Raw genomic sequence first — 23,877 nt, forward strand, 5'->3', positions numbered from 1 at the left:
ATTTTCTTATTAGAATTTACAATAATAGCTCAACGATGGCAGCATGTCCAGCATGAAACTGACTGGGCGGACCGCAAAGTCACCGTCACGTTGTTTGTCAATACGATAGAACAGGTCGTTGCGATGAGCGGTGGCGTTATATACGGAGAAGTTTATTCCTCGTTCCTTTGCATGTTTAGGCTTCCATTTATAGTTGACCGAAATGTCCAGTCTTCCGTATGCTCCAAGTCGGTTGGCGTTATGCTTTCCGTATGTTGCTATAATGTTGCCGTTAAGAATGCTTGCCGACACGGGTGCCGTGAATGGTGTGCCCGAGGCAAAGACGAATGTGGCGCCTATGGTAAGATGTTTTCCCGTCGACCATGCCATAACGGCGTTCAGCTCATGCGGGCGTTCGTGGTTTGCGGGGTATGTATGGTTGTGTCCCTCCTCATTGAAGGTGCGTCTTGCTCTCGTGAAGGTGTAAGAGCACCATCCCGTAATTTCTCCGGCACATTTCTGCAGCATTATATTGCATCCGACATTCCTGCCTTTCCCGTGAAGCAGATAATTGTTGAGGTCGTATGACGCATTAAGGCAGTCGAGCATGCTGCCGCTGTATTCTATTTGGTTATACATACTGCGGAAGAAGATGTCAGCAGAGAGTTGCCACATACGCTTTCCGAAGTATACGGAAGCTCCTGCCGTGATGCCGTTGCAGTATTGTGGCTTGTTGTTTCTGTTCGTAGACATCCAGAACTCTGTGGGTAGTCCGGCATCAGAAAAGCCAGTCTGAAAGATATATTGGTGGCGCATAAACCAACCCACCGACATTTTCAGCCCTTTATTGTTGTCGTATTGCAGGGTGATGGATGGGTCAGCCGACTTGAAGTTATGTTTGTCAATATGCCACAGCGTCAGTCTTGTCCCGGCATTAAGAGACAACGAAGCCGACAACGGCTGCTTCCAGTCGGCATATACTGAGGTTTCCATAGCGTTCTGTCTATCGGGAACGGACGTTATGTCGCTGTAAAAGTTGTCTGCATATATGGTTTGAGGTCTGATGAAGTGAGCCACGACATCACCTCCGAATGACAGTTGTCGCCACTTACTGTTCGTCTTGAGTCCGAAGTCTGTTATATATGACGGCATGCGTCCTTCAGCCTCCTCCATCTGCAGGCGGAAGTGGTTATGATAGGAAGATACGTATATGCTGTGATGTGAGCTCCACTTTTGTCCGTCATGCAGCCAATGTATTGCCCCCGTTGTGTTTCCCCATTTTGCCTTTATCTTGGCCATGTAATTTGCTTCATTGAATTTGGCATTGTCGATGCCCGTATAGAAATCGATTAACAGTCGGTCCTGCTCGCTGAATTTATGTATTACCGATACGTTGGCATCACCGAACTGATAATAAATCTGTGTGTTGTCGGCTTTCAGCCATCGTCCGTATAGCAGGTTAAGGTACGATCCGCGTATGGATATTGTGGCAGAGATGTTTCTGCCGAGAGGTGTGCGCATTGTTCCTTGTGACGAAATCAGCCCGACGGAGTATTCGCCCTCCAGCGAGTCAGTTATGTTAAGGAAGGATGTCATGTCGAGTGTGCCGCCGATGCGGTTAGGGTAGGCGCCGTTTGTTGCAGCCCTCTTTATGTTCATCTTCTTGAAATGCGAACCGTTGAATATAGAGAAAAATCCCAATAAGTGCCCCACGTTGTATACCGGCACGCCTGATATGGTGACAGCATTATGAGCGTTATCGCATCCGTCTATGTTGATGCCGCAACGATATTCCGAGTTTGTCTGTATTCCTGGCAGCATCTGCGCATAGTGAATGGGGTCGGCATTGCCGAATATCTTGGGAAGAAGGTCGAGCTGCTGCATGTTCCAGTCGTAGCTTCCTGGTGTGTTCTGCTTTAATGCGTCAGTGTGTCGTCTTGCGCTTATCACCACACTGTCGAGCAAAACACTCTGCCTTCTCTCCACATCGTCCTGTGCCAGAGAGACTGATGTGGGGAGAAGGCAGAGTGCTGTTAATGTTATGTATGTTTTAGTGGATAAGATTCTCATATCTGTCGATAAGGTCCTCGAAGGCGTTTATGGTCTGCTTGAAGTCAGTGTCGTTGAAGAACACGTCGAACATGCTGTTGGACGACCCGTCGAAGAACACAAGCACTGGCTCCATCTCCCAGTATGTATATCCGCCCCAGTCAGAGTCGGCAAAGGATTCCAACTTCATTTCGGCCTGCTTCACTGATGTGTTGTCATAGAAGAGGTTTATCAGTGTCAGCTCGTTGGCAGAGTTTACCCATTGCTTGAATTTGTTCTCGTCAGTTTCGTTATCGTAAGCCTTATCCATGTATTCCGAATATTTGCGTACGTCTTTCACCACGCCCTGCAGCTGCAGCTTGCCGAGAATGTCGATTTTGATGAGGGCATTCTTTGCTGTTGCATTGTCGGTGTTATAGTCGTCAAAGTCGAAGTCGCCTTTTGAGAAAGCCTCTACGTTGCAAGACGGTATGCCACTTATGTCGCCTGCAATGGATACAGTGGCGAGCTTTGTGCCGTTCTTGCTCATGCTATAGCTGGCAGAAGCTTTCTGATTGCCCGAATAGGCCGCCTGTGATAATCTGAACTCATATCCGTTGCTCATTTCTATTACAGCCGACGCTGTGATGTTGTCTTTGCTCACGTCAAAGTTTTCGCCTGACAGACTTGCAATGTCAATCTTCACTGTGGTCTTGACAATCTGGGTGCCGTTCTGTGTAAGTGTCAGGACAATGTTCTCCGGCACACCAATAGTACATTTTGTACGGTCGTAATAATCGCACCATTTATATGTGTCTGAGTCGTAATCTGTCCATTCTTCGAAGTTGGCTACATACACTTTCTTGACGTTTCCGCTTGTCTCCAGTTTCAGAACGCATGTCTGTGCGTTTTGGTCTGTAAACGTAAACTGCAGGTCGTTGGCCTTGCCGCTTTCTTTCACCCACGTGCCGTTGTTGGCACGGAAGTGTCCAGTAAAGTTGGATGCAAGAGCCAAGGCTGTATATTCCGTATATACAACTGAGGCATAGTCGTCATACTTCTTCGTGGTCTTATTGCCAGTGGCCTTTCTTATGGCTTCCCAACTGTTTCTTGCCCAGCTGTTTACGTTATCCCAGTCATAATTGCATTCATCGTAAGTTTCGTCCACGTAGTTGATGAGGTCTGCGTAGTTCTTGAAGTCTGAGGCCGGGGTCATGCTCATAAACGCACGTGCGATATTGTCCATACGCTCCTTCTGGTCTGTAGGAGACATGGCGTTTTCTTCCGATGGTTTGTCAGGAGTGATGGGCTGGTCTGGCACGTCAGGGTCTTCAGTTCCGCTGTTGTCATCGCCGCAAGACGATAACGACAGTGCGCCGGCAAACATCATTGCCAGCATGCAGTTGTAAAAATAAAACTTCTTCATACGTATAGTTGTTTATAGTTTAAATATGTTTGCAAATATAGTTAATTATTATTTGACGAGCAAGAAAAATACTATATTTTATTGTCTAATACAACTATTCTACTTGTTCCTATACGCCAGCGGCGACATTCCTGACCGTTGCTTGAAGAAGTTGGTCATGGCGCTTTGGTCGCTGAAGTTGAGGTGTGCGGCTATTTCGCCCATTGACATGTCGGTTTGGGTGAGGAGGTTGCATATTTCCTTGTATACCAAGGATGTGGCGTGTTCGTTGATGGTGGATCCGCTTATTTCCTTCACCAGACGTGAGAGATAGGCTGGTGATACGTTCAGCTTGTCGGCATAGAAGCGAATCTGGCGTTCCTTGCGGAAGTTGCGGTAGAGGTGGTGTAGGAAAATCTCGTACACCTGCTTCTTGTGTCCGAGGTCGTGCGTCACGGAGCAATCTTCGTAAGGCAGCTCTTCGATTATGAGTTTCAGCACGTTAAACATACTTCTGATCATCTCCACCTTGTTGATGTGCTGACGGCGTACGATGTCGCGGATAAAGTGGAAGGTGTCCGTTATGCTTTTGTCCTTTTCGTCTGTTAGCTGGTAGCGGGTGGCGTGGTCAGCGAATGTTTCGTCCACGAGGATGCTCTCAGCCTGGAAGTCAGGCGATATTTCGGCTACGTCAGCCACTTCCTTCGGTGTGATGATAAGGAGGTCTTTGGCGGCGAGCTGTATGCTTTGTTCGTCGCCAATGGTCTGTTTCAGCAGCATGCGGCAGCTGCCTTGCTTCACTAAAAGAATCTTGGTGAAGAGTGTGCGTTCCTTCACCATGTTGTTGAATCCGCTGACAGAGAAGTATGCGGCGTATGCACCATAAATATCCTTGATGTGATATTTGGTGGCAAACTCTTCCAGATTATAGACTTTCTGTTGGTTCATTTCAGATTCTTCGATACAGTTTTTTTATACAATAGATTATGTTTCCTGTGTGCAAAAGTATGAATTTTATTCCATAACAGCAACCCTGCTGACTGGTATCTTGATGGCTTGTCTTGCAAAGAGGCAAAAAAAGAAGCCTGCAAGCCTAATCCATGTGAGAACGGACTGGCTTGCAGGCTTTCACCTTAATATATTATTAAGCTTTATCTTTTTTCTTACTTCAAAGAGAACTTTGAAGAGTGGAGCATTTCCTTCGGGTCAAGAGCCTTGTCGAGCTCTTCCTTACTGAGGAGTCCCTGCTCGATGACGATGTCATAAACCGAGCGTCCTGTTGCGTGAGCTTCCTTAGCCACCTTTGAGCTTGCCTTATAGCCGATGATGGGGTTGAGGGCAGTAACGATGCCGATGCTGTTCTTCACCATTTCGTAGCAGCGCTCCTTGTTGACGGTGATGCCGAGAACACACTCTTCGGTAAGTGTCTCGATGGCGTTCTTCAGCCATGTGAGGCTCTCGAAGAGGCTTGCTGTGATGATAGGCTCCATAACGTTGAGCTCCAGCTGACCTGCCTCTGCTGCGAAACTTACTGTGGTGTCGTTGCCGATAACCTTGAAGCAAACCTGATTGGTAACCTCGGGGATAACGGGATTAACCTTACCCGGCATGATAGATGATCCGGGAGCCTTTGGAGGAAGGTTGATCTCGTTCAAGCCGCAGCGCGGACCTGAAGCCATAAGGCGGAGGTCGTTACAGATCTTAGAGAGCTTGATGGCAAGACGCTTCAGAGCTGAAGAGTAGCTTACGTAAGCGCCGGTGTCAGGTGTAGCCTCTACGAGGTCGATTGCCGATACGAAGTTCTCGCCGGTGAGCTTGCTGAGGTTGGCAGCGCAGAGCTTTGCGAAGCCGGGAACAGCGTTCAGACCAGTACCGATGGCAGTACCGCCCATGTTGATTTCGTGGAGGAGCTTCACGTTGCGCTCGAGGTTGAGGATTTCCTCTTCGAGGTTGTTGGCGTAAGCGTTAAACTCCTGACCGATGGTCATAGGCACAGCGTCCTGCAGCTGTGTACGTCCCATCTTGATGGTGTCGTTATATTCCTCTGCCTTGTAGCGGAAAGCGCTGATAAGTCCTGTCAGAGCGCCCACCAAGTGGATGTTCATGCGGATAAGCGCGAGGCGGATGGATGTAGGATATGCGTCGTTTGTAGACTGGCCGCAGTTGACGTGGTCGTTAGGCGAGCAATACTGGTATTCGCCCTTCTCGTGTCCCATGATTTCGAGGGCACGGTTGGCTACCACCTCATTGATGTTCATGTTAACGGAAGTACCGGCACCACCCTGAATCATGTCGATGGGGAAGTTCTCGTGCCACTTACCGTCGATGATTTCGCGGCAAGCCTGTCCCATTGCGCTTGCTATCTCGTCGTTGATAACGCCGAGCGAGTGGTTGGTCTGAGCGGCAGCCAGCTTCACGTATGCGTTAGCGATGATGAAGTCGGGATAGTCGCGCATTGTCTTGCGAGAGATATGATAGTTGTTGATGCCACGCTGTGTCTGCACGCCGTAGAGTGCGTCAGCCGGAACCTGAAGTTCACCCAGAAGGTCAGCTTCTACTCTGAATTTCTTTTCGTTTGCCATAATGGTAATCTTGTTTTAGATGTTAGTTCTGTTTTCTGCTGCAAAGGTACGCTTTATATCATACATGTCTTTTATAAAAAGCGAACCTTAATTTGTAAAAAGCGAACCGTTTTGCAGTTTCCTTGACATCTTCACGCCATTATAGCAGCTTCATTCTGTATATCATTCCCAGTTCTATGCAGTCCGTGTTATATCCCGTCAGCGTGCTGCGCTTGCTGTAGCTGTATTTCCTTCCCATGTAGGCAAGGTAGAATCTGAGGTCTTGCTGTTGCTTGCGTGCAGGATAATACTCCACGCTTCCCACGTAGCCGTATGCCTTACGATAGTTTCTGAACTGCTCTGACTGTGTCATGCTGGCTGTCTCGTACGTGCCCTTCAGCATGAGGTTCCAGTCTGAGGTGAACTGCCAGTTCATCTTCGTCACCAATGACAGGTTGCATATCTTGCCCATATACAGATTTTCTTCTGTCGGCGCCAGCACCTTTGCCACCTCGCGCGTCGTTATCTTCATGCGGTCAAGGTCGTCCAAGGAGATGCTATAGTCGACGTACCATTGCAGGCGGTCGAGCTTGAGCTTCTGTCCGAAGCGTATCAGCTGGCTATACTTGTCCTTGGCTTGCGTGCGGAGCATGTATGACCATCGCGTCTGCAGCTTGCCGCCGAAGAACTTGCCGTTCCATCCTAAGGCGTACGTCAGTGGTGCGCTGGCTTTCTGGAGCAGGGCGATGTCGGGCTTCGGCTCCGCATTGCCGTCGCTTGTCATCTTTCCGTCGCTTATCTTGGCGTCTTTGCCGAACTCGTCTGCCAGCTTACCGTTGTAGGTGTTGCTCACCTCGGCGGATAACTGCTGGTCGGGCGTGGGATTATACACCACGTTTATGGCTCCCTTTGAGCTGTCTATGTTGCCCTCCAGGTCTGAATACTGATAGATGAAGAGCGGGTTCTCGCTGAACTCGAACGATCCGAGCGCCTGACATTTCTTGCCGCCTTGGATGCTCCAGTGGTCGTTAAACTTCCATCCCACCATCATATAGTCGTTGGCTTTCGAGAAGTTGTCCTCGCTCTGTTCTACGTTCGACTTGTTGATGCGTTGGCGGAAGCGGTAATATATATGGTCTGTCAGCCATCCCACCATCTCTATTTTAAGGTAGCGGTTGTAAATGCGTGCTCCCCATTCGTCGTTGCGCGAGTCGTGTGTGGCTTGTGCCGCTGCTCCATAATTAATGTATAGCTCTAAGGCTTTCGACTTCTGCTCATGCTTGGTGACCATCTCGTAGAGCGATTTGAGGTCCACTTCCTCCACTCCGAATCCGTCATTCGAGCCTTGAGCCAGCGTGTTTAGTGGCATTGCTGCCGTTGTGAATAGTGCTAATATAATTGATTTTCTCATTTCTTACAGGAATTGTATGATCAGGTAGCCCACACCTATGGAGACGAAGGTGGTGATGAAGCCAGCCGGCTGGAACTAATTATTCTGCAAAATTACTGATAAATCCTAATTCATACCGCCTTGTTTCGTTTTTTTTGTCTAAATTTGTAACTTCAATAAGAGATACATTCAATTTTGTATCTTCAGAAAAAGATACATTCACATAAGATATATCCAAGAATGAACAAAGTCTGCATATTAGTTATATGTATGGTGTCGCTTCTTCTCCTGCCACTCAAAGGTGTGGCGCAGGAGAGTCAGACCGCCTATAATTTTCTTCGTCTTCCGGTTTCGGCACGTGCAGCTGCGGTTGGCGGCGACGGCATTGCCCTCATCGAAGACGATGCTTCGCTCATATTCCACAATCCTGCGCTGCTTTCGTCTGTCAGCGACAAGCAGCTGGCTCTCAACTTCATGACGTACATGGCAGGATCGACCACAGCCAGTGCGTCGTTCAACCGTGCCGTAGGCGAACGTGCCACGTGGGCTGTGTCAGGACAGTTTATGAATTATGGCACCATGAAGCAGACCGACGCTTCCGGACAGCAGACAGGCGACTTCTCAGCCAAGGACATTGCCATGGCTGGCTATTTCTCTTACATGCTCTCTGACCGCATTGCCGGTGGCGTGACAGCCAAGGTAGTGTCTTCGTTCATCGGCGACTATTCGTCGTGGGGCGTGGCATTCGACCTCGGTGTCAACTATTATGACCCCGAGTCCGAATTGTCAGCTTCCATCGTTGCCAAGAACCTCGGCGGACAGACCAAGGCGTATGAGGAAGACTATGACGCGCTGCCTTTCGACCTCCAGGTGGGCGTGTCGAAGAAAATCAGCCATACGCCGTTCCGCATATCCCTCACAATGGGCGACCTCACGCATTGGAACTATCGATTTGCCGACCATTTCACGGTGGGCGTGGACGCCACGCTGTCACAGTCGATGTGGATAGCTGCGGGATATAACCTCCGCCGTTCGCACGAGATGAACATCAACGATGCAGAAGGAGGAAGCAGCCACATGGCAGGACTCTCGCTTGGTGCCGGCGTAAGCCTTAACCGCCTGAAGTTGAGTCTGGCTTACGGCAAGTATCACGTCTCAAGCTCTTCCATAATGGGCAATGTGGCGTTTAGCTTATAAATAATAATCACATACACTTACTTTATATAACTATGAAGAAAATAACGATAGCCATCGACGGCCACTCTTCTTGTGGCAAGAGCACGATGGCGAAAGACCTTGCCAAGATGGTGGGCTACGTATACGTTGACACTGGTGCCATGTATCGCGCCGTCACTCTTGCTGCCATGCGTGGCGGCATGTTCGGCGATGACGGCAGTCTGGACACGGAGCGTCTGAAGGCTGCTGTCAATGACATCGACATCAGCTTCCGCCGTGACGAAACGACGGGCAAGGTGGAGACATATCTCAACGGCGAGAATGTGGAGCGCGAGATACGCACCATCGACGTATCGCAGCACGTCAGCCAGGTGGCAGCCCTTCCTTTCGTAAGAGAACGTCTCGTTGCAGCGCAGCAGGCTATGGGCAGAGAGAAAGGCGTGGTGATGGACGGACGCGACATCGGCACCGTGGTCTTCCCCGACGCCGAACTGAAGATCTTCGTTACGGCTACAGCCGAGATTCGTGCACGCCGTCGCTTCAAGGAGCTTGAGGCAAAGGGAATGCCTGCCGACTATGACACCATCCTCGAGAATGTGCAGCAGCGCGACTATGCCGACTCTCACCGTGAGGTGTCGCCGCTCCGTAAGGCTGACGACGCCATCCTCCTCGACAATTCGGAGCTTACCATCGACGAGCAGAGAGAGTGGCTGCTTGAGAAGTTTAAGGAACGTACAGAATAAATAATCACTTTTTTATATGGAAACATTGCAAAACGAATTTCTGACCGTAGAAGTGTCAGACCTCGGAGCAGAATTGCAGAGCATCAAGGACGCAGACGAACACGAGTATCTCTGGCAGGGAGACGACAAGTATTGGGGACGCCGTTCTCCGATTCTCTTCCCCATCGTTTGCGGACTCTATCAGGAACGTATCGCACGGAGGGCGGCACATTCCAGCTGGGCAGACACGGCTTCGCCCGCGACATGAACTTCCGTCTCCTCCGTCATTCGGACGACAAGGTGACGTACGTGCTCAGCGAGACAGAGCATACGCTGCGCCAGTATCCTTACCGCTTCATGCTCTCCGTGACATATAAGCTTGTGGACAACGAGATACACGTTATCTGGCATGTATATAACACTGATACGAAGGAGATTCATTTCCAGATTGGCGCTCATCCCGCATTCCGCTTGCCGGGTGTGAAGGAGGGCGACGACGTGAAGGGCGTGCTGCGCTTCGACAATAACGGACACATCGAACGCATTTACGGCAATCATGAGGGTTGCATCACGTCAGACCGCTATGCTCTCGAAGGCGTGCAGGACGGACTGTGGGCATTTACGGAGGAAGACTTCAAGGACGACGCCGTCATCCTCGACCAGAGCCAGATACATGCCATCGACATCCTTTCTCCTGTTACGGGTGAGGCTGAGGTTAGCGTTGAATTCAGCGCTCCGTGCGTAGGCGTGTGGACTCCCTACGGCAAGAAGGCTCCGTTTATCTGCCTTGAGCCGTGGTACGGTGTGCATGACCATCTCGGCTATAAGGGTCAGCTGCGCGACAAGTACTTGATGAACCACCTCCAGCCGGGCGCTTCCTTCATGAGCGAATACGTCATCCGCATCGGCGAGAAGCTGGCTGAATAAAGTCGATGCTTGAGCTATGGCTGAAAAGAAAAGCCGTGCTGAGGCATGGCAGGACAAATATGATGCCTTATGCGCTTACGTAAAGGTGCACCGCCAGTTTCCGGATAAGAAGAAGGAGGAGTCGAGAGGCTTGCTCAACTGGTGGAAGTACAACAAGAAGCGTATTAAGCAGGGCAAGATGGACCAGCGCAGAATAGAAATGCTTCAGAAGCTAAGCGATATGCGCGACGAAGCATATATAAAGTTTTGAATTAGGAATTTTGAATTTTGAATTATTCTCGGCTTCGCCTGCGATCTTGAATTGTTCAGTTCTGATTTTATAAATAAAGGAGTTAAGAAGCCAAAACTTCTTAACTCCTTTTCTTATTATCTAACTGTAGGAGTGGCGTGCATTCCTATATTTTTGTATTCCTTTTTATTTCTTCTCCCCGATTATTTCATTTGCACGTTCCAGGGCAAGATTGATGTGTGAGCAGATGTTCTTGTTGCCGAGAATGTCATAGAAGCGTGCCTTCTCCAGCTGTTTGTGCACCTTTTCGCAAACGCCCGAGAGCACCACCTCGATGCCTTCGTTATGGCTCATCTCACAGAGGTTGGTGAGGTTGTGGATGCCGGTGGAATCTACGAACGGCACCTTGCGCATTCTTATTATTCGTACCTTGGGACGGTCGCCGAAGGCAGCCATCACCTCCTCAAACTTATTGCCGGCACCGAAGAAGTAAGGACCGTTAATCTCGTAAACCTCCACTCCCTCAGGGATGGTGAGGTGTTCGGCGTTGTCCTTTATCATGTCGCTCTCCTCGTTAATCTCGTCCGTCACAGCCTTCACGTCCGTAATCTCAGACACACGCTTCATGAAGAGCAGGCAGGCGATGATGAGTCCCACCTCAATGGCAACGGTAAGGTCGAAGATGATGGTGAGGAAGAAGGTGATGAGCAGCACCGTTACGTCGCTCTTCGGATTCTTCATCAGCGCTAAGAACGAACGCCATCCCGACATGCCGTAACTTACTATCACGAGCACACCGGCAAGACAAGCCATAGGGATGTACTTGGCGAGAGGCATGAAGAAGAGGAAGATCAGCAGGAGCACAATGGCATGCACGATGCCGCTGACCGGAGTCTTGCCGCCGTTGTTGATGTTGGTCATCGTACGGGCGATGGCACCGGTGGCAGGGATGCCGCCGAAGATGGGCGAAGCGATGTTGGCAAGACCCTGAGCCACCAGCTCCGTGTTAGAGTTGTGGTGTGCACCTATCACACCGTCAGCCACCGTAGCAGAGAGGAGCGACTCTATGGCGCCGAGCACGGCGATGGTCAGCGCAGGAGCCACAAGGCTCTTGATGGTGTCCCATGTCATGGCTGGCATGTGAGCGTCGGGGATGGCGCTGCTTACAGAGAAGCGGTCGCCGATGGTCTCGATGGTGGTCACGCCGAAATAGTTCTTCAGGATAAGGGCTGCGACGGTCATCACGATGATGGCAACGAGCGAGCCGGGAATCTTCTTGCTCACCTTCGGAGTGAGGGCTATGATGACGACGCTGAGGATGCCGACAATGGAGCACCAGAGGTCGGCAGTGGAGAAGTGAGAGATGTAGCATCCCCATTTCTCAATGAAGTCAGACGGTACGCTCTCTATGGTAAGTCCGAAGAGGTCCTTTATCTGTGTGGTGAAGATGGTCACGGCAATACCGCTCGTAAATCCCACTACGATGGGGTAGGGAATATACTTGATTATGGTGCCCAGCTTCAGAAGACCGAACAGCAGCAGGAACACGCCAGCCATGACGGTGGCTATCATCAGTCCCTCTATGCCATACTTCTGTATGATGCCGTAGATGATGACGATGAAAGCGCCGGTGGGTCCGCCTATCTGCACCTTGCTGCCGCCAAGCAGCGAGATTATGAATCCGGAGATGATGGCGGTGATGATGCCTTTCTCAGGGGTTACGCCGGAGGCGATGCCGAATGCGATGGCAAGCGGCAGGGCGACAATACCTACGATGATACCAGCCATGATGTCGGCTGTCAGGGTTTGTCGGTTGTACGTCTTGAGGGACGTAAGAAGCTGTGGTTTCAGACTGAATGTTTTCATCCTCTTATATACTTAATTATATACTTAGTGTGAAATGAATGTGTGAAAAATAATATTATTGTTATCCTTAGAGACTGCAAAATTAACACTTTTTTAGCAAATACCAAGCCTTTTCCGCCACAATAGTCGTCTCTACTTGCAATATTCGTGGATAATGCGTAATTTTGATTGGATTTTATAATAAAACACACGTAAGCATATATATATATGAAAATGAGAAAATCATTACTGTTATTGGCAGCCGCCTTTATGTCCTTCGGAGCACAGGCAAAGGTAAGGCTTCATCATCTTGTGTCGGACAACATGGTTCTGCAGTGCTCCTCGGAAGCCCGTCTCTGGGGATGGGACACGCCGGGAAAGACGGTCCGCGTAAGCACGTCATGGAGCAAGGACGTCGTAACGGCGCGTGCCGCAAAAGACGGCTCGTGGGAGGTTCGTGTACGTACGCCGAAGCCCAGCTTCACGCCGCTCACCATAACCTTCGACGATGGCGAGCAGACCACCATAAAGGGAGTGCTCTCGGGAGAAGTGTGGGTCTGCGCAGGACAGTCCAACATGGAGATGCCCGTCCACGGCTTCGACGGATGTCCCGTGGAGGGATATAACGACGCTGTCATCGATGCCGCCAACTTCAGCGGCGTACGTTATGCCAAGATACCGTCGCGCATGTCGATGAGTCCGGAGCAGGACGCAGACACCCGTTGGACCGTCGTGTCGCCGTCCACCGTACGGAGAGCTTCCGCCACGGGCTATTTCTTCGGTCGTCTGCTCAGCAAGAGTCTTGGTGTGCCGGTGGGACTGATTGAGGCCAACAAGGGAGGAACGCGCGTGGAGTCGTGGCTCAGTCAGGAGAATCTCAAAGCCAATACCGACGAAAAGCTGGACAAGCAGTCCATCGACGCCATAAAGACCGACTATTACAGACCCTTGGTATGGGGCAACGGCACGTTCTCGCCGATAGAGAAATACACCGTCAAGGGCATCATCTATTATCAGGGATGCTCCAATGTAGGCTATCACATGGACGATTATGCACGCCGTCTCGGACTGCTCGTCACCCAATGGAGAAAGGCTTTCGCATGCGGCGACATTCCCTTCTACTTCGTCGAGATAGCTCCTTACTGGTATGACGATGCTGACGGCACTAACGCTGCCGTCCTGCGTGAGCAGCAGTATAAAGCCTCAAAGCTGATAAAGAACTGTGGATTTATCGGCAACAACGACGGTGCCTACGCATGGGAGATGAAGCAGATCCATCCCTCGCAGAAACGTAAGGTGGGCGAGCGCCTTGCCTATCGTGCCCTCACCGACACGTACGGCGTAAAGGGGCTTATCTCGAAGAATCCAACATTCGAGAGTCTGACGGTCAACGGCAATGAGGTGATTGTGAAACTCTCGAATACCGACGGCGGCATTTATCCGCTCTACGGCATACAGGGCTTTGAGGTGGCAGGAGCCGACGGCAAGTTCCATCGTGCTGCAGCCCGCTACGACTGGCACGACGGCATCATCGTCAGCTCAGAAAAGGTGGCTGTCCCACGTGCCGTACGCTACTGCTTCCGTAACTTCATGCTTGGCAACGCCCGAAACCAAGGAGGCTTGCCTCTCATACCGTTCCGCGCAACGGTCAAGTGACGGCTTTAAATTCAATAACTTCTGAACTTGCGAAAGCTTAATCTATATATAAGTCACTTATTATGGACAAGAATTTCGAGCCTTTAGAGCAGCTGTATCTCTCGCAAGCGTTTGACAAGTGTGAGTGTGAAGAACAGATGCTTGAAGAATGTAAGATGATAGCTAAGGCATACGCCTTGACAGAGAATGCGGTTGTCTCAATGGGAGATAACCGCAAAAACTGCAGCTATTGTTATTTCGGTGGTATGGCTGATGTTCTGGGCATACCGATGGAGGAACGCCTCAGTCTGCTTCCTTCGCTCTACGAGCACTTTATCTTTGACCGTTGCCATCCTGATGACCTCGGCAAACGTCATGCTGACGAGATAGCTTTCCTGCACTACATAGCCACCAACTCAAAGCCCCGTCACTATCGCGATAATGTGCTCTGCAACTATTTGCGGGTAAAGGATGGCAGCGGAGAATATCGTTGGGTGAAGCATCGTATGATTCCGCTTGCCACAGACAAGCACGGCTGTCTGCTGCTCTGCGCCTGCATCTACACATTAACAACTGAGGAGGACAGAAAAGCAAAATTCGTCAATACCCGGACCGGAGAGGTGCGAGTATTGACGAACAAAGATTACGAGGATGTGCTGTCCGAGCGAGAGCTGGAAGTGCTGCGGCTCATTGATCTTGGCATGCTTTCGAAAGAGATTGCCGACAGACTTTGCATCAGCATCAACACCGTGAACCGACACCGCCAGAACATACTTCAGAAACTGAAAGTGGATCGTGCCATCGAAGCATGCAAAGTGGCACGTGTGATGGGATTGCTATGACAGCCCCTATTCTCCCATTCGGAAGTCGCCTACAGTCTCCGTTGACAGACTCAGCTCTGAGAATTCACTCACACAGACACCTTTTTGAGGTGCCTGTGAGCAGATGCCGACTTTCAGGTCTTTGGGATAATTGTTGCGATAAAGGCGAACCATCTGCCACTCCTTGCCATCCAGTGAATAATAGGACGCTATGGTACGTGTGTCAGAACTTATCTTATAATATATGAAATCCTGACTCACAACTTCATGATTGTTGTCATCGCTGGTTCCTACGGTGCGTACTGTCACCACTCGGTGCTTGCCACGTTCGTCCTGCTCAAAGCAGAATTTCTGATAGAGCGTGTCGTTGGCCATCACAATGAGGTCGGCTGCATGATAGAGTCCGTCAGACGTAAAGCCAGGCTTCATTCTGGCAGAGAAAGTGAACGGCTTGGTATTGTCTACTTCCGCAAAAAGCACCTTTGCTGTATTGGCGGTCAGCTTGGCATCATTGGGGTCGATAAACAGGTCGGTTTTCTCAGGAGCTACGAAGGTGATGATGCCGTCCTTTTCGCTCACATGCTTGTCGGCACCGTTTAGCATCTTGGTGAAGTGAATGCCGCCAAGTGTCAGGTCGCAATCCTGAAAACTCATAACTGATGTCTGAACTGAATCAGCAGTTGTTCCTTCCGCATTATTCTGCTTGGAAGAGTTGTTGCACGATGCAAGAATGCATAAAGCTGCCATTGGAATAAATGATTTGAATGCCATAATAGTGTTTTTTATTAATTCGTGCTGCAAAAGTACGTTGTCTTAATCATTATGACAATAGTCATTTATAACCATAGCTGCCACAGCAAGGCGGTAAATGTAAGGAGGAATATGAAGCAGAATATTGATTTGTATATTATTGTATCTTTGGTGCTGAAGGCAGCTAAACATACAGGATATAGATGTGACTTAACAAAAATTGCACAAGAAAGAAAAATGGGGCAACTACTCAGCTCGTACCTTCTTGCCTAAAAACATGTCTTTATGTCTTCTTGTCTAAAAACATGTTCTTCATGTCTTCTTGTCTAAAAAACGTATTCTTGTCCGCCATGCAAATATCGTACAAAGAGTAAAAAGCTGTTACAAAATAAAAATTGATTCTAGAGTTCCGGATTGCTGTTTTTACGGTGTTTTGCTGTGCAAACAGCACCCAAGTTTAACAATAGCGCCACTTTTACACTGCAATAGTGCCACTATTAGAGTGTAAAAGTGGCGCTATTGCATGATAATAGTGGCGCTATTAGAGTGTAAAAGTGGCGCTATTGCAGCCCAATGATGCTTTTTTGCTCCGTCATTCATTGCACACTTCTCTTTTCAGCAGCATAATCAGTTGTATATCAGCACACTATCGCTGCATGCTCAAAACTCAAGAATTTCGCACCAAAGATTTCTTCGTGCGTTCAACTCATAGTATTGAGCAATAGTAATGCAAATATTGTCTTCGGCGGAACCGCCAAACAGGAATTTATCGGTGCGTTGAACCGAATTTTGAATTACAGCAGACGAGGCAAACATAGGAGGCTATGGCGTCTCGCCGTAGCCACGCAGCCTCCCATAGCAGGTCATCAATCAGCGCCGTGTCCCGAGGGGACACGTATCTATCAGAAACCCACTGCAAGCTCCGAAGAAGCGCAGCTGTGGGACAGGGATCCCCTCACCCTCTCTTGGTTCCGCAAAGCGGGACAGACTATCATCCTCAACATCATAGGGGATGCGTCAGTCCCCCTTCGGGGAACTCATTTGGGGGGCAGATTTACCCACAGCTGCGCTGCTTCGCAGCTTGCAGTGGGTTTTCATTATATAGGTCCCGCTCCGCGGAACCCGCAGCTTATACTCAATCTGCTGGTCGTTCGTGGGTGCGTGGCTACGGCGGGACGCCATAGCCTCCTATGTTTGTCACGGCAAGCTCATTTATAATCCCACCGATAAACTGCAATTTACAGCTTATGGGCGAAAAGTAGAGGTAGGTGAGAGTCTACAAGAAGTAAGTAAGGCTAATTCGTCATTAGCAATGTGATTCAGTATTTTGCCACATATTCTTTCCAAGTCTCAGGATATATTTTTTTATCATTTCTAATATCGTCTCTGGAATTTTAGATTTCCTTTTTTGATAATTAATGCCATGCTCACCGAATTTATTTATTATCGCTTTTTTCATTAGATGCTCTTTTGAATCAAGTGGATAAGTTAAGTACAGCAATAAATCAACAGGGAAAAATGGATTTTTCGAATCAATTTCGGATGTTCCAAACTCATAATAATAATATGGTTCTGTAATACTGGCATTTTTAGATACGATCAAATAATATGCACTCTGAATATCTTCTGAACGTAAAGCTTCTATTGCCGCTGTCGTTCCCAATGGAGTTTTTGCATCTATTTTTGCGCCATATTCAACAAGTGTTTTAACTAAGTTATAACCAGAAGAATATGCTATTGCATACATCAGAGGGGTAGTGCCATATTCTATTACATTTACATATCCATCTTTATTTTCTTTATAATCATATATAATATTGGGATCAGCTCCAGATTTCAATAAAATCTTCAACATACCATCATCAATAGTCGGTCCCTCATCCCATCTATAAGACATAGCGTCAAAAATTGGTGCTTCTCCATCTTTTGAATGCAAGTTTAAATCTACTCCACACTCTATTAAAGTTTTAGTTGCAGCATATTTTCTTCTTCCGACAGCTCTTCGGATAGGTGATATTCCATAAGCAGGTTCTTGGTAATTAAGAAGATTAGGATTCTTATGCAATATCTCCTTAATCTTCTTGCTGTCATCTTTTTCAATGGCTTTAACCAGCTCCCAAGCTGGGGTCTGGTTAAAGAGTCTTATATCAGTGATATCAATTTCCTCTGAAGAATAGGATTGTTGTGCTGTGCAATACATAAATAAGCAGCACAGCATACACAATACTATGAAAACAGACTTTTTCATAAGCTATGGATTAGGTTTTACATATTACAAAGTTAGCGAAGTTATATATAGGGTGTATGCCGGAGGAAACAATACCTTAATTCATTGATTTAGGATAATAATCCTGAATGGCTTGCAGAGGCGCAAGTTCACGCTGCATGGTGTTTTCATATATATAACAAAAAAATGAAGTCCACTGCAAATATACTAATAAAATAGCATAGATTTGCAGTAGACTTCATTTTTATGTTGTTTTTTAAGTCGTTTTTGCAGTAGACTTCATTTTTATGTGCCCTTTACTTACACATTATCTTGAATGTCTTGCCGTTCTGCTTCACTATGGCAATGCCCTTGTGGTTGTTGAGGCTTGTGATGCGGCGTCCGGCGATGTCGTAGGCGGTGTAAGGCATGGTCGGGTTGAAGGCGACGGTGGTGGCTGTTACGGAGCCGATGCCACTTATGGCTTTCGTTCCTGTTACGGCGATGTCCATTATCTCCCATGTGGCGTTCACGCTTTCGTTGCTGGTGTAATGGAATGAGATGGTGATGCGCTTGCCGGCGAATGCTGTCAGGTCTACGTCGCCCGACTCATTGAATGTCCATGAGTTGCCCTTGGGCCATGTGATGCCGTCAAGCTTGGTGGTGGTCTTTGTCTCCTCGTCCGTTACCTCTACGCTGAGCATTGACGACGGATTGGAGAGGAAGTTGACGGCGTGCTTGAAGAGCAGCTTGGCTGAGGTGTAGTCGGTAAGGTCTATCACAGGTGTGAAGAGTCGGCTGTCTGCTGCGTGACGCGTGCCGTTGATATATGCCGTGCCAACCCATCCGTACATATAGCTGCGCTTCCATGCCGAATCGTCCTGAGTGGGAGCCACGTCGTCCTTCACGGTGCATGATCCGTCCGTCGACTTGAAGTTGGCTGTATAGATGGTCTCCTCTGTCGGGTCAGTCGGGTCTGTGGTTCCGCTGCCACCCGTATAGCTCTCGCTTGTCACGGTCTTCGCAGGGTCGAAGGCATAGTTGACGCTGTCGCCCCAGATATAGTCAGGGAGGTTAGGGAAGTCGATGAACGGGTTGCGGTTACCCTGAATCTTATACACGGCGTTGTTTCGCTTCACCTCCAGCTGGCTCACGGGGTCGAGCTTTCCCCACTTTATGTAAAGCTTCGAAGCCCATTCCTTCAGGGTGGGGTAGTCGCCCTGCTCCAGAGAGATGAGAGCCTGCTCGCCCGACCACTTATAGTCCTGGTATGCCGTAGCCATATACATGTAGGCACGTGAGAAGTCGCCCCTCCATTCGTCGCTGGGCTGCCAGTACTTCTTGTTCTGTGCGCCGGTTCCCACCTTAATGCATCCGTTGTCGTAATATCCCTTTCCTGAGGTCTGCGTCACGACACCCATGCCGTAGTTGCTCTTCGATGAGTTGGCTTTGCTGTCGCTCGGCATAAGATTGAAGAGGTCCTTGTAAGCCTGCGTCTTCGTGCCGCCCCACCAGCTCTTGGGGAATGAATGCTCGATGTTCATGCCGCCGGGTACTTGGCCTTGCGCTCCGAACTTCACCTTATTATTACTATATCTGTCTATTACGTATCCGTTGTCGTTGTCCGTGGTGTAGAATCCCCACCACGTAGCACCCTTTCCCGAACCGTAATCGAGGACTTTCGCGTTCTTGATGATGTTGTGAACGGCAGTCTTAAGCTCCGCGCCCTTCTTGCCCTTCAGTCCGTCGTAATAGCCCGCCGGAATCTGCGCCAAGGCATTGATGTTGGCGATGGCGCCAAGAATCACAACAGTAAGCAATCTGAAATTTTTGAGTTTCATAATATGTATTTTGTTGGTTTGTATCCTTTCCTATACATATATATAATATGTAGGGAGTGCAAAGTTAGCCTTTATTTAGCATACGTAAAATACGCAGCATGTTAAAAAGTGAAAAAATGATTGGTATTTTTATCGAAACATTTGGCGGTTTCGAAATTATGTGCTACCTTTGCACTCGCTTTAAAATAAGACGGGCAAGTCTTATACGGCCAGCTCCCTTCGAATCCTCCAGGACGGGAACGTAGCAAAGGTAGTTGGTTGTAGCGGCGCGATATGAGTAGCTTGCCCACCCGCCTCTTTAGCTCAGTTGGCCAGAGCACGTGATTTGTAATCTCGGGGTCGTTGGTTCGAATCCGACAAGAGGCTCAAGAAAATCGTAAGGACAGGACTTTATAAGAGTCTTGTCCTTTTTTTATGCGTCAAGCTTTGATGTTATGCAATTTTTCTGTAATTTTGTAATGATTTAAAATTACGCCCCTAATCCCATAACATGTTAAATAGATAAACCGATAAAGAAATGAAGAAGATAGAGGTTTCTGAATTGAATGACAATGTGTTTACCACCATTGGCAAGGAATGGATGCTTGTTACTGCCGGCACAAAGGATAAGTTTAATATGATGACCGCCTCATGGGGCTGTCTCGGATGGTTGTGGAACAAGCCCGTGGCTGTGATGTTCATTCGTCCGGAGCGCTATACTCATGAGTTTATCGAGAGTCAGGACTGCGTCAACCTCGTCTTTCTCGGTCAGTCAGAGAAGGCGCGTGAGGCTTACGCTTTCTGCGGATCCAAGTCTGGACGCGACCATGACAAGGCTCGCGAGTGCGGACTGACACCGTGCAGCACTGAAAACGGCAGCGTAAGCTTTGAGGAGGCACGCCTCACACTCGAGTGCCGCAAGATTTATAAGACCCGGATTCGTCCTGAGGAGATGACAGACAAGACCATCGAGCAGTGGTATGGTGGAGCCAAGGGCGGGCTGCATGACGTGTATGTCATGGAGATAACCTCAGTAAGCGTGGCGGAATAACCGGAAAAACGATAATGATAATGGAGATAAGCAAATATAAAATCCTTGCAGCCCTCGTGCGCTCCTTCTTTGATGCCTTCTCTTCGGGCATCATCGACAACAGCGACGTGGCAGCCGAAGAGCGCAGACAGCCGAAGAACGTGAAGCAGTCCATGCTTAATCACTACGAGCATGTGGCACCGGTGTTCTTCGACACCATCTTCTTCCCGCTTGCAGCGATGAACTTCCAGTACGACGACATCATGCGCATTGTGCGTGAAGCGCAGGGTAGGGGAGACGATATGCACGGCCTCGTAAAGACGGCTTGTGCCTCCGATGCCATGTATGAGGCGATGGTGGCAGAATATAAGCGCAACTTCTCTGCCTTGCTCGGCGGACGCTGCGTGTCGGTGGCAAGCCATCTGGAGGATTATACGCGTCCTGCAGAGGGTGCTGACGTGGAGACATTGAAGGCTGAGCGTGCCATAGAGCTGACCGTGCGAGTGGTGATGTATGCCTACGCCCGTGGCTTGCGCCATTCTGTTGCGGACGGAAAGCCGTCGCTTCGTCAGGCTACGCTCTTCCGTCTGCTTCTTGACGCCATGAACGTACTGCTCTCCGATGAGGCTGCAAAGTATGATGACTGCGAAGACGACCTTGCCGCCATGTTCCTCAAGGTGTGCCAGTCGCAGCACAACTTCACCGTTATGACGTCCGAGATGGACCGCACTTACGACGAGCTTGTAAGCAAAGAAGAAATAGACGGCAACGACACAATGACAAAATAAGCGCAATTCAAACGTCTTATTATTGTGAAAACGTCATTTTTTCACTAACTTTGCATTCGCTAATCAATAAATATAACTAAAACAAAATCAATGGAACCTAATATCCAAAACCGTCGTAGCCCTATCTCGTGGGTGCCTACGCTCTACTTCGCCATGGGAATGCCGTTCGTGGTGCTCAACATGGTATGTACGCTTATGTTCAAGGGACTGGACGTGAGTGATGCGCAGATTGCTTTCTGGACGTCCATCATCATGTTTCCGTGGACGCTGAAGCCCCTCTGGAGCCCGCTCCTCGAGATCTACAAAACCAAGAAGTTTTTCGTGATATTCACACAGATAGCCACCGGATGCATCTTCGGACTGGTGGCATTGGCTCTGCATCTGCCCAATTTCTTCGCCGTATGTATAGCCTTGCTTGCCATCATCGCCTTCAGCGGCGCCACTCATGACGTGGCTGCCGACGGCGTTTATATGGCTTCGCTCTCGAAGGACGACCAGGCACGATACATCGGATGGCAGGGTGCTTTCTACAATATTGCCAAGATTGCAGCTACTGGCGGACTGGTCTATCTTGCCGGTATGCTCATCGAGACTTACACTGGCGACGTTACCGGACTGAGCCCTGCCGCCGCAGCTGCCGCCAAGCATAAGGGCTCGGTGATGGCATGGACCGTCATCATGGCTGTCATTGGTGGCATTATGGTGGTTCTCGGACTCTATAACGCCAAGTTTGTGCCGTCAGAAGTGAATAATGATGCTGAAGAGCGTCCTGGATTTAAGGAGACAATGGTGGAACTGGGCAACGTATTTGTCGACCTCTTCCGCAAGCGCCATATACTATATTATATATTCTTCATCATTCTCTATCGCTTTGCCGAGGGATTCGTGATGAAGATTGTGCCTCTCTTCCTCAAGGCAGACCGTGCCGATCAGGGTCTTGGACTCTCGGAGAAGGAGATAGGTCTGTGTTACGGAACTTTCGGAGCGGCTGCTTTCGTCATCGGTAGCATCCTCGCCGGTTATTACGTTGCTCATCGCGGACTGCAGAAGTCGCTCTTCTCTCTCTGCTGTGTGTTCAACCTCCCGTTCGTGGCATACACTCTCCTCGCCGTCTATCAGCCTGAGAGCCTCGTGCTCATCGGCGGTGGTATTGTCCTGGAGTACTTCGGTTATGGCTTCGGCTTCGTGGGTCTGACCCTCTTCATGATGCAGCAGATTGCTCCAGGCAAGCACCAGATGGCGCATTACGCCTTTGCTTCCGGCATCATGAATCTCGGCGTTATGCTTCCCGGTATGCTTAGCGGCTACGTAAGCGACTGGCTCGGCTATCGTCACTTCTTCATCTTCGTGCTCTTCTGCACCATCCCGGCATTCCTCATCACATGGTTTGTGCCGTTTACATACCCGGACAAGAAGAAGTAAAGAGGAGTTTTGAATTGTTAAATTGTGAATTCAGAATTTCATCTTCTAAAAATAATAAATACTAAATAGTAATTACTAAATAAAAAAGAACTATGAGCAAACTAATCATTTCTGGCAACCCGTTGCCTAATATGCCTTGGGAGGACCGTCCCGAGGGTCAGCGCACTCCGCTGTGGCGCTGTTCGAAGAACCCCATCATACCTCGTGACCTGCTTCCTACAAGCAACAGTATCTTCAACAGTGCTGTAGTGCCCTTCGGTGAAGGTTTCGCAGGTGTGTTCCGTTGCGACGACACCAACCGTCGTATGGTTCTCCACGTAGGTTTCTCTAAGGACGGCGTAAACTGGAACATCAACGAGGAGCCGCTTCGCTTCGAGTGCGACAACAAGGAGATTGGCGAGTGGGTTTACGGTTACGATCCCCGCGTATGCTTCATCGAAGACCGCTACTACGTGACATGGTGCAACGGCTATCATGGACCTACCATCGGTGTGGCTTGGACAAAGGACTTCAAGACATTCCACCAGCTTGAGAATGCTTTCCTTCCCTATAACCGTAACGGCGTGCTCTTCCCCGAGAAGATCAACGGTCGCTTCGCCATGCTCTCACGTCCTTCTGACACCGGTCATACTCCGTTCGGCGACATCTTCTACAGCGAGTCACCTGACATGGAGTTCTGGGGACGTCATCGTCACGTGATGGCACCTGCCGCTTTCGAGCTTTCAGCTTGGCAGTGCATGAAGATCGGTGCAGGTCCTGTGCCTGTTAAGACTTCAGAGGGCTGGTTGCTCTTCTATCATGGCGTGCTCCGTTCTTGCAACGGTTATGTATATGCCTTCGGTTCTGCATTGCTCGACCTCGAGCAGCCTTGGAAGGCCACACACCGTTCAGGTCCTTACCTCATCAGTCCGCAGACTCCTTACGAGTGTATGGGCGACGTGCCTAACGTATGCTTCCCATGTGCAGAGGTTCACGATCCTGAGACAGGTCGCATCGCTGTATACTACGGTTGCGCAGATACAGTCACTGGTCTTGCGTTCGGATACATTCCTGAAATCGTAGAGTGGACAAAGAAGAACAGCATCATCTAAGAACTGAATAGATAAAAAATAAGACGGGTAGCCGGGTTGTAAGGAATAACGA

Annotated in this window: 20 protein-coding genes, 1 tRNA gene and 1 other RNA gene; 13 read left to right on the plus strand and 9 right to left on the minus strand. The window is 49.2% G+C overall.

Going from position 1 to position 23,877, the window contains the following annotated elements; genetic code table 11:
- Positions 1–9 precede the first annotated feature (9 nt).
- The 5 genes from CHL74_RS08700 to CHL74_RS08720 form a co-directional block, all read right to left on the minus strand.
- Positions 10–2,049: a TonB-dependent receptor plug domain-containing protein gene (locus tag CHL74_RS08700; RefSeq protein ID WP_141241277.1), complete on the minus strand. Its 2,040-nt coding sequence runs from the start codon at positions 2,047–2,049 to the stop codon at positions 10–12.
- Positions 2,030–3,433, minus strand: a complete 1,404-nt coding sequence (locus tag CHL74_RS08705) for a hypothetical protein (RefSeq protein WP_094880780.1) — start codon at positions 3,431–3,433, stop codon at positions 2,030–2,032. Before CHL74_RS08705 ends, CHL74_RS08700 begins: the two co-directional genes overlap by 20 nt.
- A gap of 99 nt (positions 3,434–3,532) precedes the next feature.
- The gene (locus CHL74_RS08710; RefSeq protein ID WP_094880781.1) at positions 3,533–4,360 is read right to left on the minus strand and encodes a helix-turn-helix domain-containing protein; all 828 of its coding nucleotides are present in this window, start codon (positions 4,358–4,360) and stop codon (positions 3,533–3,535) included.
- Positions 4,361–4,575: 215 nt separating this feature from the next.
- A complete protein-coding gene (aspA, locus tag CHL74_RS08715; protein ID WP_094880782.1) occupies positions 4,576–5,994 on the minus strand; it encodes an aspartate ammonia-lyase in 1,419 nt (472 codons plus the stop codon).
- A gap of 139 nt (positions 5,995–6,133) precedes the next feature.
- Positions 6,134–7,384 (minus strand): porin, encoded by a 1,251-nt coding sequence (locus CHL74_RS08720; protein ID WP_094880783.1) that lies wholly within the window; start codon positions 7,382–7,384, stop codon positions 6,134–6,136.
- A 219-nt stretch (positions 7,385–7,603) separates the two neighbouring features.
- On the opposite strand from CHL74_RS08720, the gene porQ reads away from it, so the two are divergent.
- The 5 genes from porQ to CHL74_RS08740 are packed head-to-tail and all read left to right on the plus strand — an operon-like array spanning position 7,604 to position 10,438.
- Positions 7,604–8,560, plus strand: a complete 957-nt coding sequence (gene porQ, locus CHL74_RS08725) for a type IX secretion system protein PorQ (protein WP_141241278.1) — start codon at positions 7,604–7,606, stop codon at positions 8,558–8,560.
- Positions 8,561–8,592: 32 nt separating this feature from the next.
- The gene (gene cmk, locus CHL74_RS08730; RefSeq protein ID WP_094880785.1) at positions 8,593–9,282 is read left to right on the plus strand and encodes a (d)CMP kinase; all 690 of its coding nucleotides are present in this window, start codon (positions 8,593–8,595) and stop codon (positions 9,280–9,282) included.
- A 16-nt stretch (positions 9,283–9,298) separates the two neighbouring features.
- Positions 9,299–9,529 (plus strand): aldose epimerase family protein, encoded by a 231-nt coding sequence (locus CHL74_RS16570; protein WP_369597362.1) that lies wholly within the window; start codon positions 9,299–9,301, stop codon positions 9,527–9,529.
- Positions 9,451–10,188 (plus strand): aldose epimerase family protein, encoded by a 738-nt coding sequence (locus CHL74_RS08735; protein ID WP_369597363.1) that lies wholly within the window; start codon positions 9,451–9,453, stop codon positions 10,186–10,188. The genes CHL74_RS16570 and CHL74_RS08735 overlap by 79 nt, the downstream gene beginning before the upstream one ends.
- Positions 10,189–10,204: 16 nt before the next feature.
- Positions 10,205–10,438: a helicase associated domain-containing protein gene (locus tag CHL74_RS08740; protein ID WP_094880786.1), complete on the plus strand. Its 234-nt coding sequence runs from the start codon at positions 10,205–10,207 to the stop codon at positions 10,436–10,438.
- Positions 10,439–10,603: 165 nt separating this feature from the next.
- On the opposite strand, the gene CHL74_RS08745 is transcribed toward CHL74_RS08740, so the two are convergent.
- Complete coding sequence (locus CHL74_RS08745) at positions 10,604–12,283, minus strand: SulP family inorganic anion transporter (protein WP_094880787.1); 1,680 nt, start codon at positions 12,281–12,283, stop codon at positions 10,604–10,606.
- 213 nt (positions 12,284–12,496) lie between these two features.
- Here CHL74_RS08745 and CHL74_RS08750 point away from each other — a divergent pair, with 213 nt between their 5' ends.
- On the plus strand, positions 12,497–13,918 hold the full coding sequence (locus tag CHL74_RS08750) for a sialate O-acetylesterase (RefSeq protein ID WP_094880788.1): 1,422 nt from the start codon (positions 12,497–12,499) through the stop codon (positions 13,916–13,918).
- A 62-nt stretch (positions 13,919–13,980) separates the two neighbouring features.
- Positions 13,981–14,739 carry a response regulator transcription factor gene (locus CHL74_RS08755; protein ID WP_094880789.1) on the plus strand — a complete coding sequence of 253 codons (759 nt, stop codon included), beginning with the start codon at positions 13,981–13,983 and terminating at the stop codon, positions 14,737–14,739.
- A 6-nt stretch (positions 14,740–14,745) separates the two neighbouring features.
- Here CHL74_RS08755 and CHL74_RS08760 read toward each other — a convergent pair whose 3' ends face one another.
- From CHL74_RS08760 to CHL74_RS08775, 3 genes are all read right to left on the minus strand, one after another.
- A complete protein-coding gene (locus CHL74_RS08760; RefSeq protein ID WP_094880790.1) occupies positions 14,746–15,489 on the minus strand; it encodes a DUF1349 domain-containing protein in 744 nt (247 codons plus the stop codon).
- Between the two features lie 1,285 nt (positions 15,490–16,774).
- Positions 16,775–17,716: an ankyrin repeat domain-containing protein gene (locus CHL74_RS08770; RefSeq protein WP_094880792.1), complete on the minus strand. Its 942-nt coding sequence runs from the start codon at positions 17,714–17,716 to the stop codon at positions 16,775–16,777.
- A 275-nt stretch (positions 17,717–17,991) separates the two neighbouring features.
- Complete coding sequence (locus CHL74_RS08775) at positions 17,992–19,515, minus strand: endonuclease (protein WP_094880793.1); 1,524 nt, start codon at positions 19,513–19,515, stop codon at positions 17,992–17,994.
- A gap of 192 nt (positions 19,516–19,707) precedes the next feature.
- Here CHL74_RS08775 and ffs point away from each other — a divergent pair.
- From ffs to CHL74_RS08805, 6 genes are all read left to right on the plus strand, one after another.
- An RNA gene (ffs, locus tag CHL74_RS08780) (signal recognition particle sRNA small type) lies at positions 19,708–19,806 on the plus strand.
- Position 19,807: 1 nt separating this feature from the next.
- A tRNA-Thr gene (locus CHL74_RS08785) sits at positions 19,808–19,881 on the plus strand.
- Positions 19,882–20,032: 151 nt separating this feature from the next.
- The gene (locus tag CHL74_RS08790) at positions 20,033–20,545 is read left to right on the plus strand and encodes a flavin reductase family protein (protein WP_094880794.1); all 513 of its coding nucleotides are present in this window, start codon (positions 20,033–20,035) and stop codon (positions 20,543–20,545) included.
- Between the two features lie 20 nt (positions 20,546–20,565).
- The gene (locus tag CHL74_RS08795; protein ID WP_094880795.1) at positions 20,566–21,312 is read left to right on the plus strand and encodes a hypothetical protein; all 747 of its coding nucleotides are present in this window, start codon (positions 20,566–20,568) and stop codon (positions 21,310–21,312) included.
- A 90-nt stretch (positions 21,313–21,402) separates the two neighbouring features.
- The gene (locus CHL74_RS08800) at positions 21,403–22,734 is read left to right on the plus strand and encodes an MFS transporter (protein WP_094880796.1); all 1,332 of its coding nucleotides are present in this window, start codon (positions 21,403–21,405) and stop codon (positions 22,732–22,734) included.
- A 92-nt stretch (positions 22,735–22,826) separates the two neighbouring features.
- Positions 22,827–23,825 carry a glycoside hydrolase family 130 protein gene (locus CHL74_RS08805; protein ID WP_094880797.1) on the plus strand — a complete coding sequence of 333 codons (999 nt, stop codon included), beginning with the start codon at positions 22,827–22,829 and terminating at the stop codon, positions 23,823–23,825.
- Positions 23,826–23,877: the final 52 nt, after the last annotated feature.

Source organism: Prevotella sp. 885, assembly GCF_002265625.1.
Classification (GTDB): Bacteria; Bacteroidota; Bacteroidia; order Bacteroidales; family Bacteroidaceae; genus Prevotella.

Excerpts from the sequence above, each read along its gene's own strand:
- CHL74_RS08700 (WP_141241277.1), bottom strand. The coding sequence starts at position 2,049 with ATGAGAATCTTATCCACTAAAACATACATAACATTAACAGCACTCTGC.
- CHL74_RS08705 (WP_094880780.1), bottom strand. The coding sequence starts at position 3,433 with ATGAAGAAGTTTTATTTTTACAACTGCATGCTGGCAATGATGTTTGCC.
- CHL74_RS08710 (WP_094880781.1), bottom strand. The coding sequence starts at position 4,360 with ATGAACCAACAGAAAGTCTATAATCTGGAAGAGTTTGCCACCAAATAT.
- aspA (WP_094880782.1), bottom strand. The coding sequence starts at position 5,994 with ATGGCAAACGAAAAGAAATTCAGAGTAGAAGCTGACCTTCTGGGTGAA.
- CHL74_RS08720 (WP_094880783.1), bottom strand. The coding sequence starts at position 7,384 with ATGAGAAAATCAATTATATTAGCACTATTCACAACGGCAGCAATGCCA.
- porQ (WP_141241278.1), top strand. The coding sequence starts at position 7,604 with ATGAACAAAGTCTGCATATTAGTTATATGTATGGTGTCGCTTCTTCTC.
- cmk (WP_094880785.1), top strand. The coding sequence starts at position 8,593 with ATGAAGAAAATAACGATAGCCATCGACGGCCACTCTTCTTGTGGCAAG.
- CHL74_RS16570 (WP_369597362.1), top strand. The coding sequence starts at position 9,299 with ATGGAAACATTGCAAAACGAATTTCTGACCGTAGAAGTGTCAGACCTC.
- CHL74_RS08740 (WP_094880786.1), top strand. The coding sequence starts at position 10,205 with ATGGCTGAAAAGAAAAGCCGTGCTGAGGCATGGCAGGACAAATATGAT.
- CHL74_RS08745 (WP_094880787.1), bottom strand. The coding sequence starts at position 12,283 with ATGAAAACATTCAGTCTGAAACCACAGCTTCTTACGTCCCTCAAGACG.
- CHL74_RS08750 (WP_094880788.1), top strand. The coding sequence starts at position 12,497 with ATGAGAAAATCATTACTGTTATTGGCAGCCGCCTTTATGTCCTTCGGA.
- CHL74_RS08755 (WP_094880789.1), top strand. The coding sequence starts at position 13,981 with ATGGACAAGAATTTCGAGCCTTTAGAGCAGCTGTATCTCTCGCAAGCG.
- CHL74_RS08760 (WP_094880790.1), bottom strand. The coding sequence starts at position 15,489 with ATGGCATTCAAATCATTTATTCCAATGGCAGCTTTATGCATTCTTGCA.
- CHL74_RS08770 (WP_094880792.1), bottom strand. The coding sequence starts at position 17,716 with ATGAAAAAGTCTGTTTTCATAGTATTGTGTATGCTGTGCTGCTTATTT.
- CHL74_RS08775 (WP_094880793.1), bottom strand. The coding sequence starts at position 19,515 with ATGAAACTCAAAAATTTCAGATTGCTTACTGTTGTGATTCTTGGCGCC.
- CHL74_RS08790 (WP_094880794.1), top strand. The coding sequence starts at position 20,033 with ATGAAGAAGATAGAGGTTTCTGAATTGAATGACAATGTGTTTACCACC.
- CHL74_RS08795 (WP_094880795.1), top strand. The coding sequence starts at position 20,566 with ATGGAGATAAGCAAATATAAAATCCTTGCAGCCCTCGTGCGCTCCTTC.
- CHL74_RS08800 (WP_094880796.1), top strand. The coding sequence starts at position 21,403 with ATGGAACCTAATATCCAAAACCGTCGTAGCCCTATCTCGTGGGTGCCT.
- CHL74_RS08805 (WP_094880797.1), top strand. The coding sequence starts at position 22,827 with ATGAGCAAACTAATCATTTCTGGCAACCCGTTGCCTAATATGCCTTGG.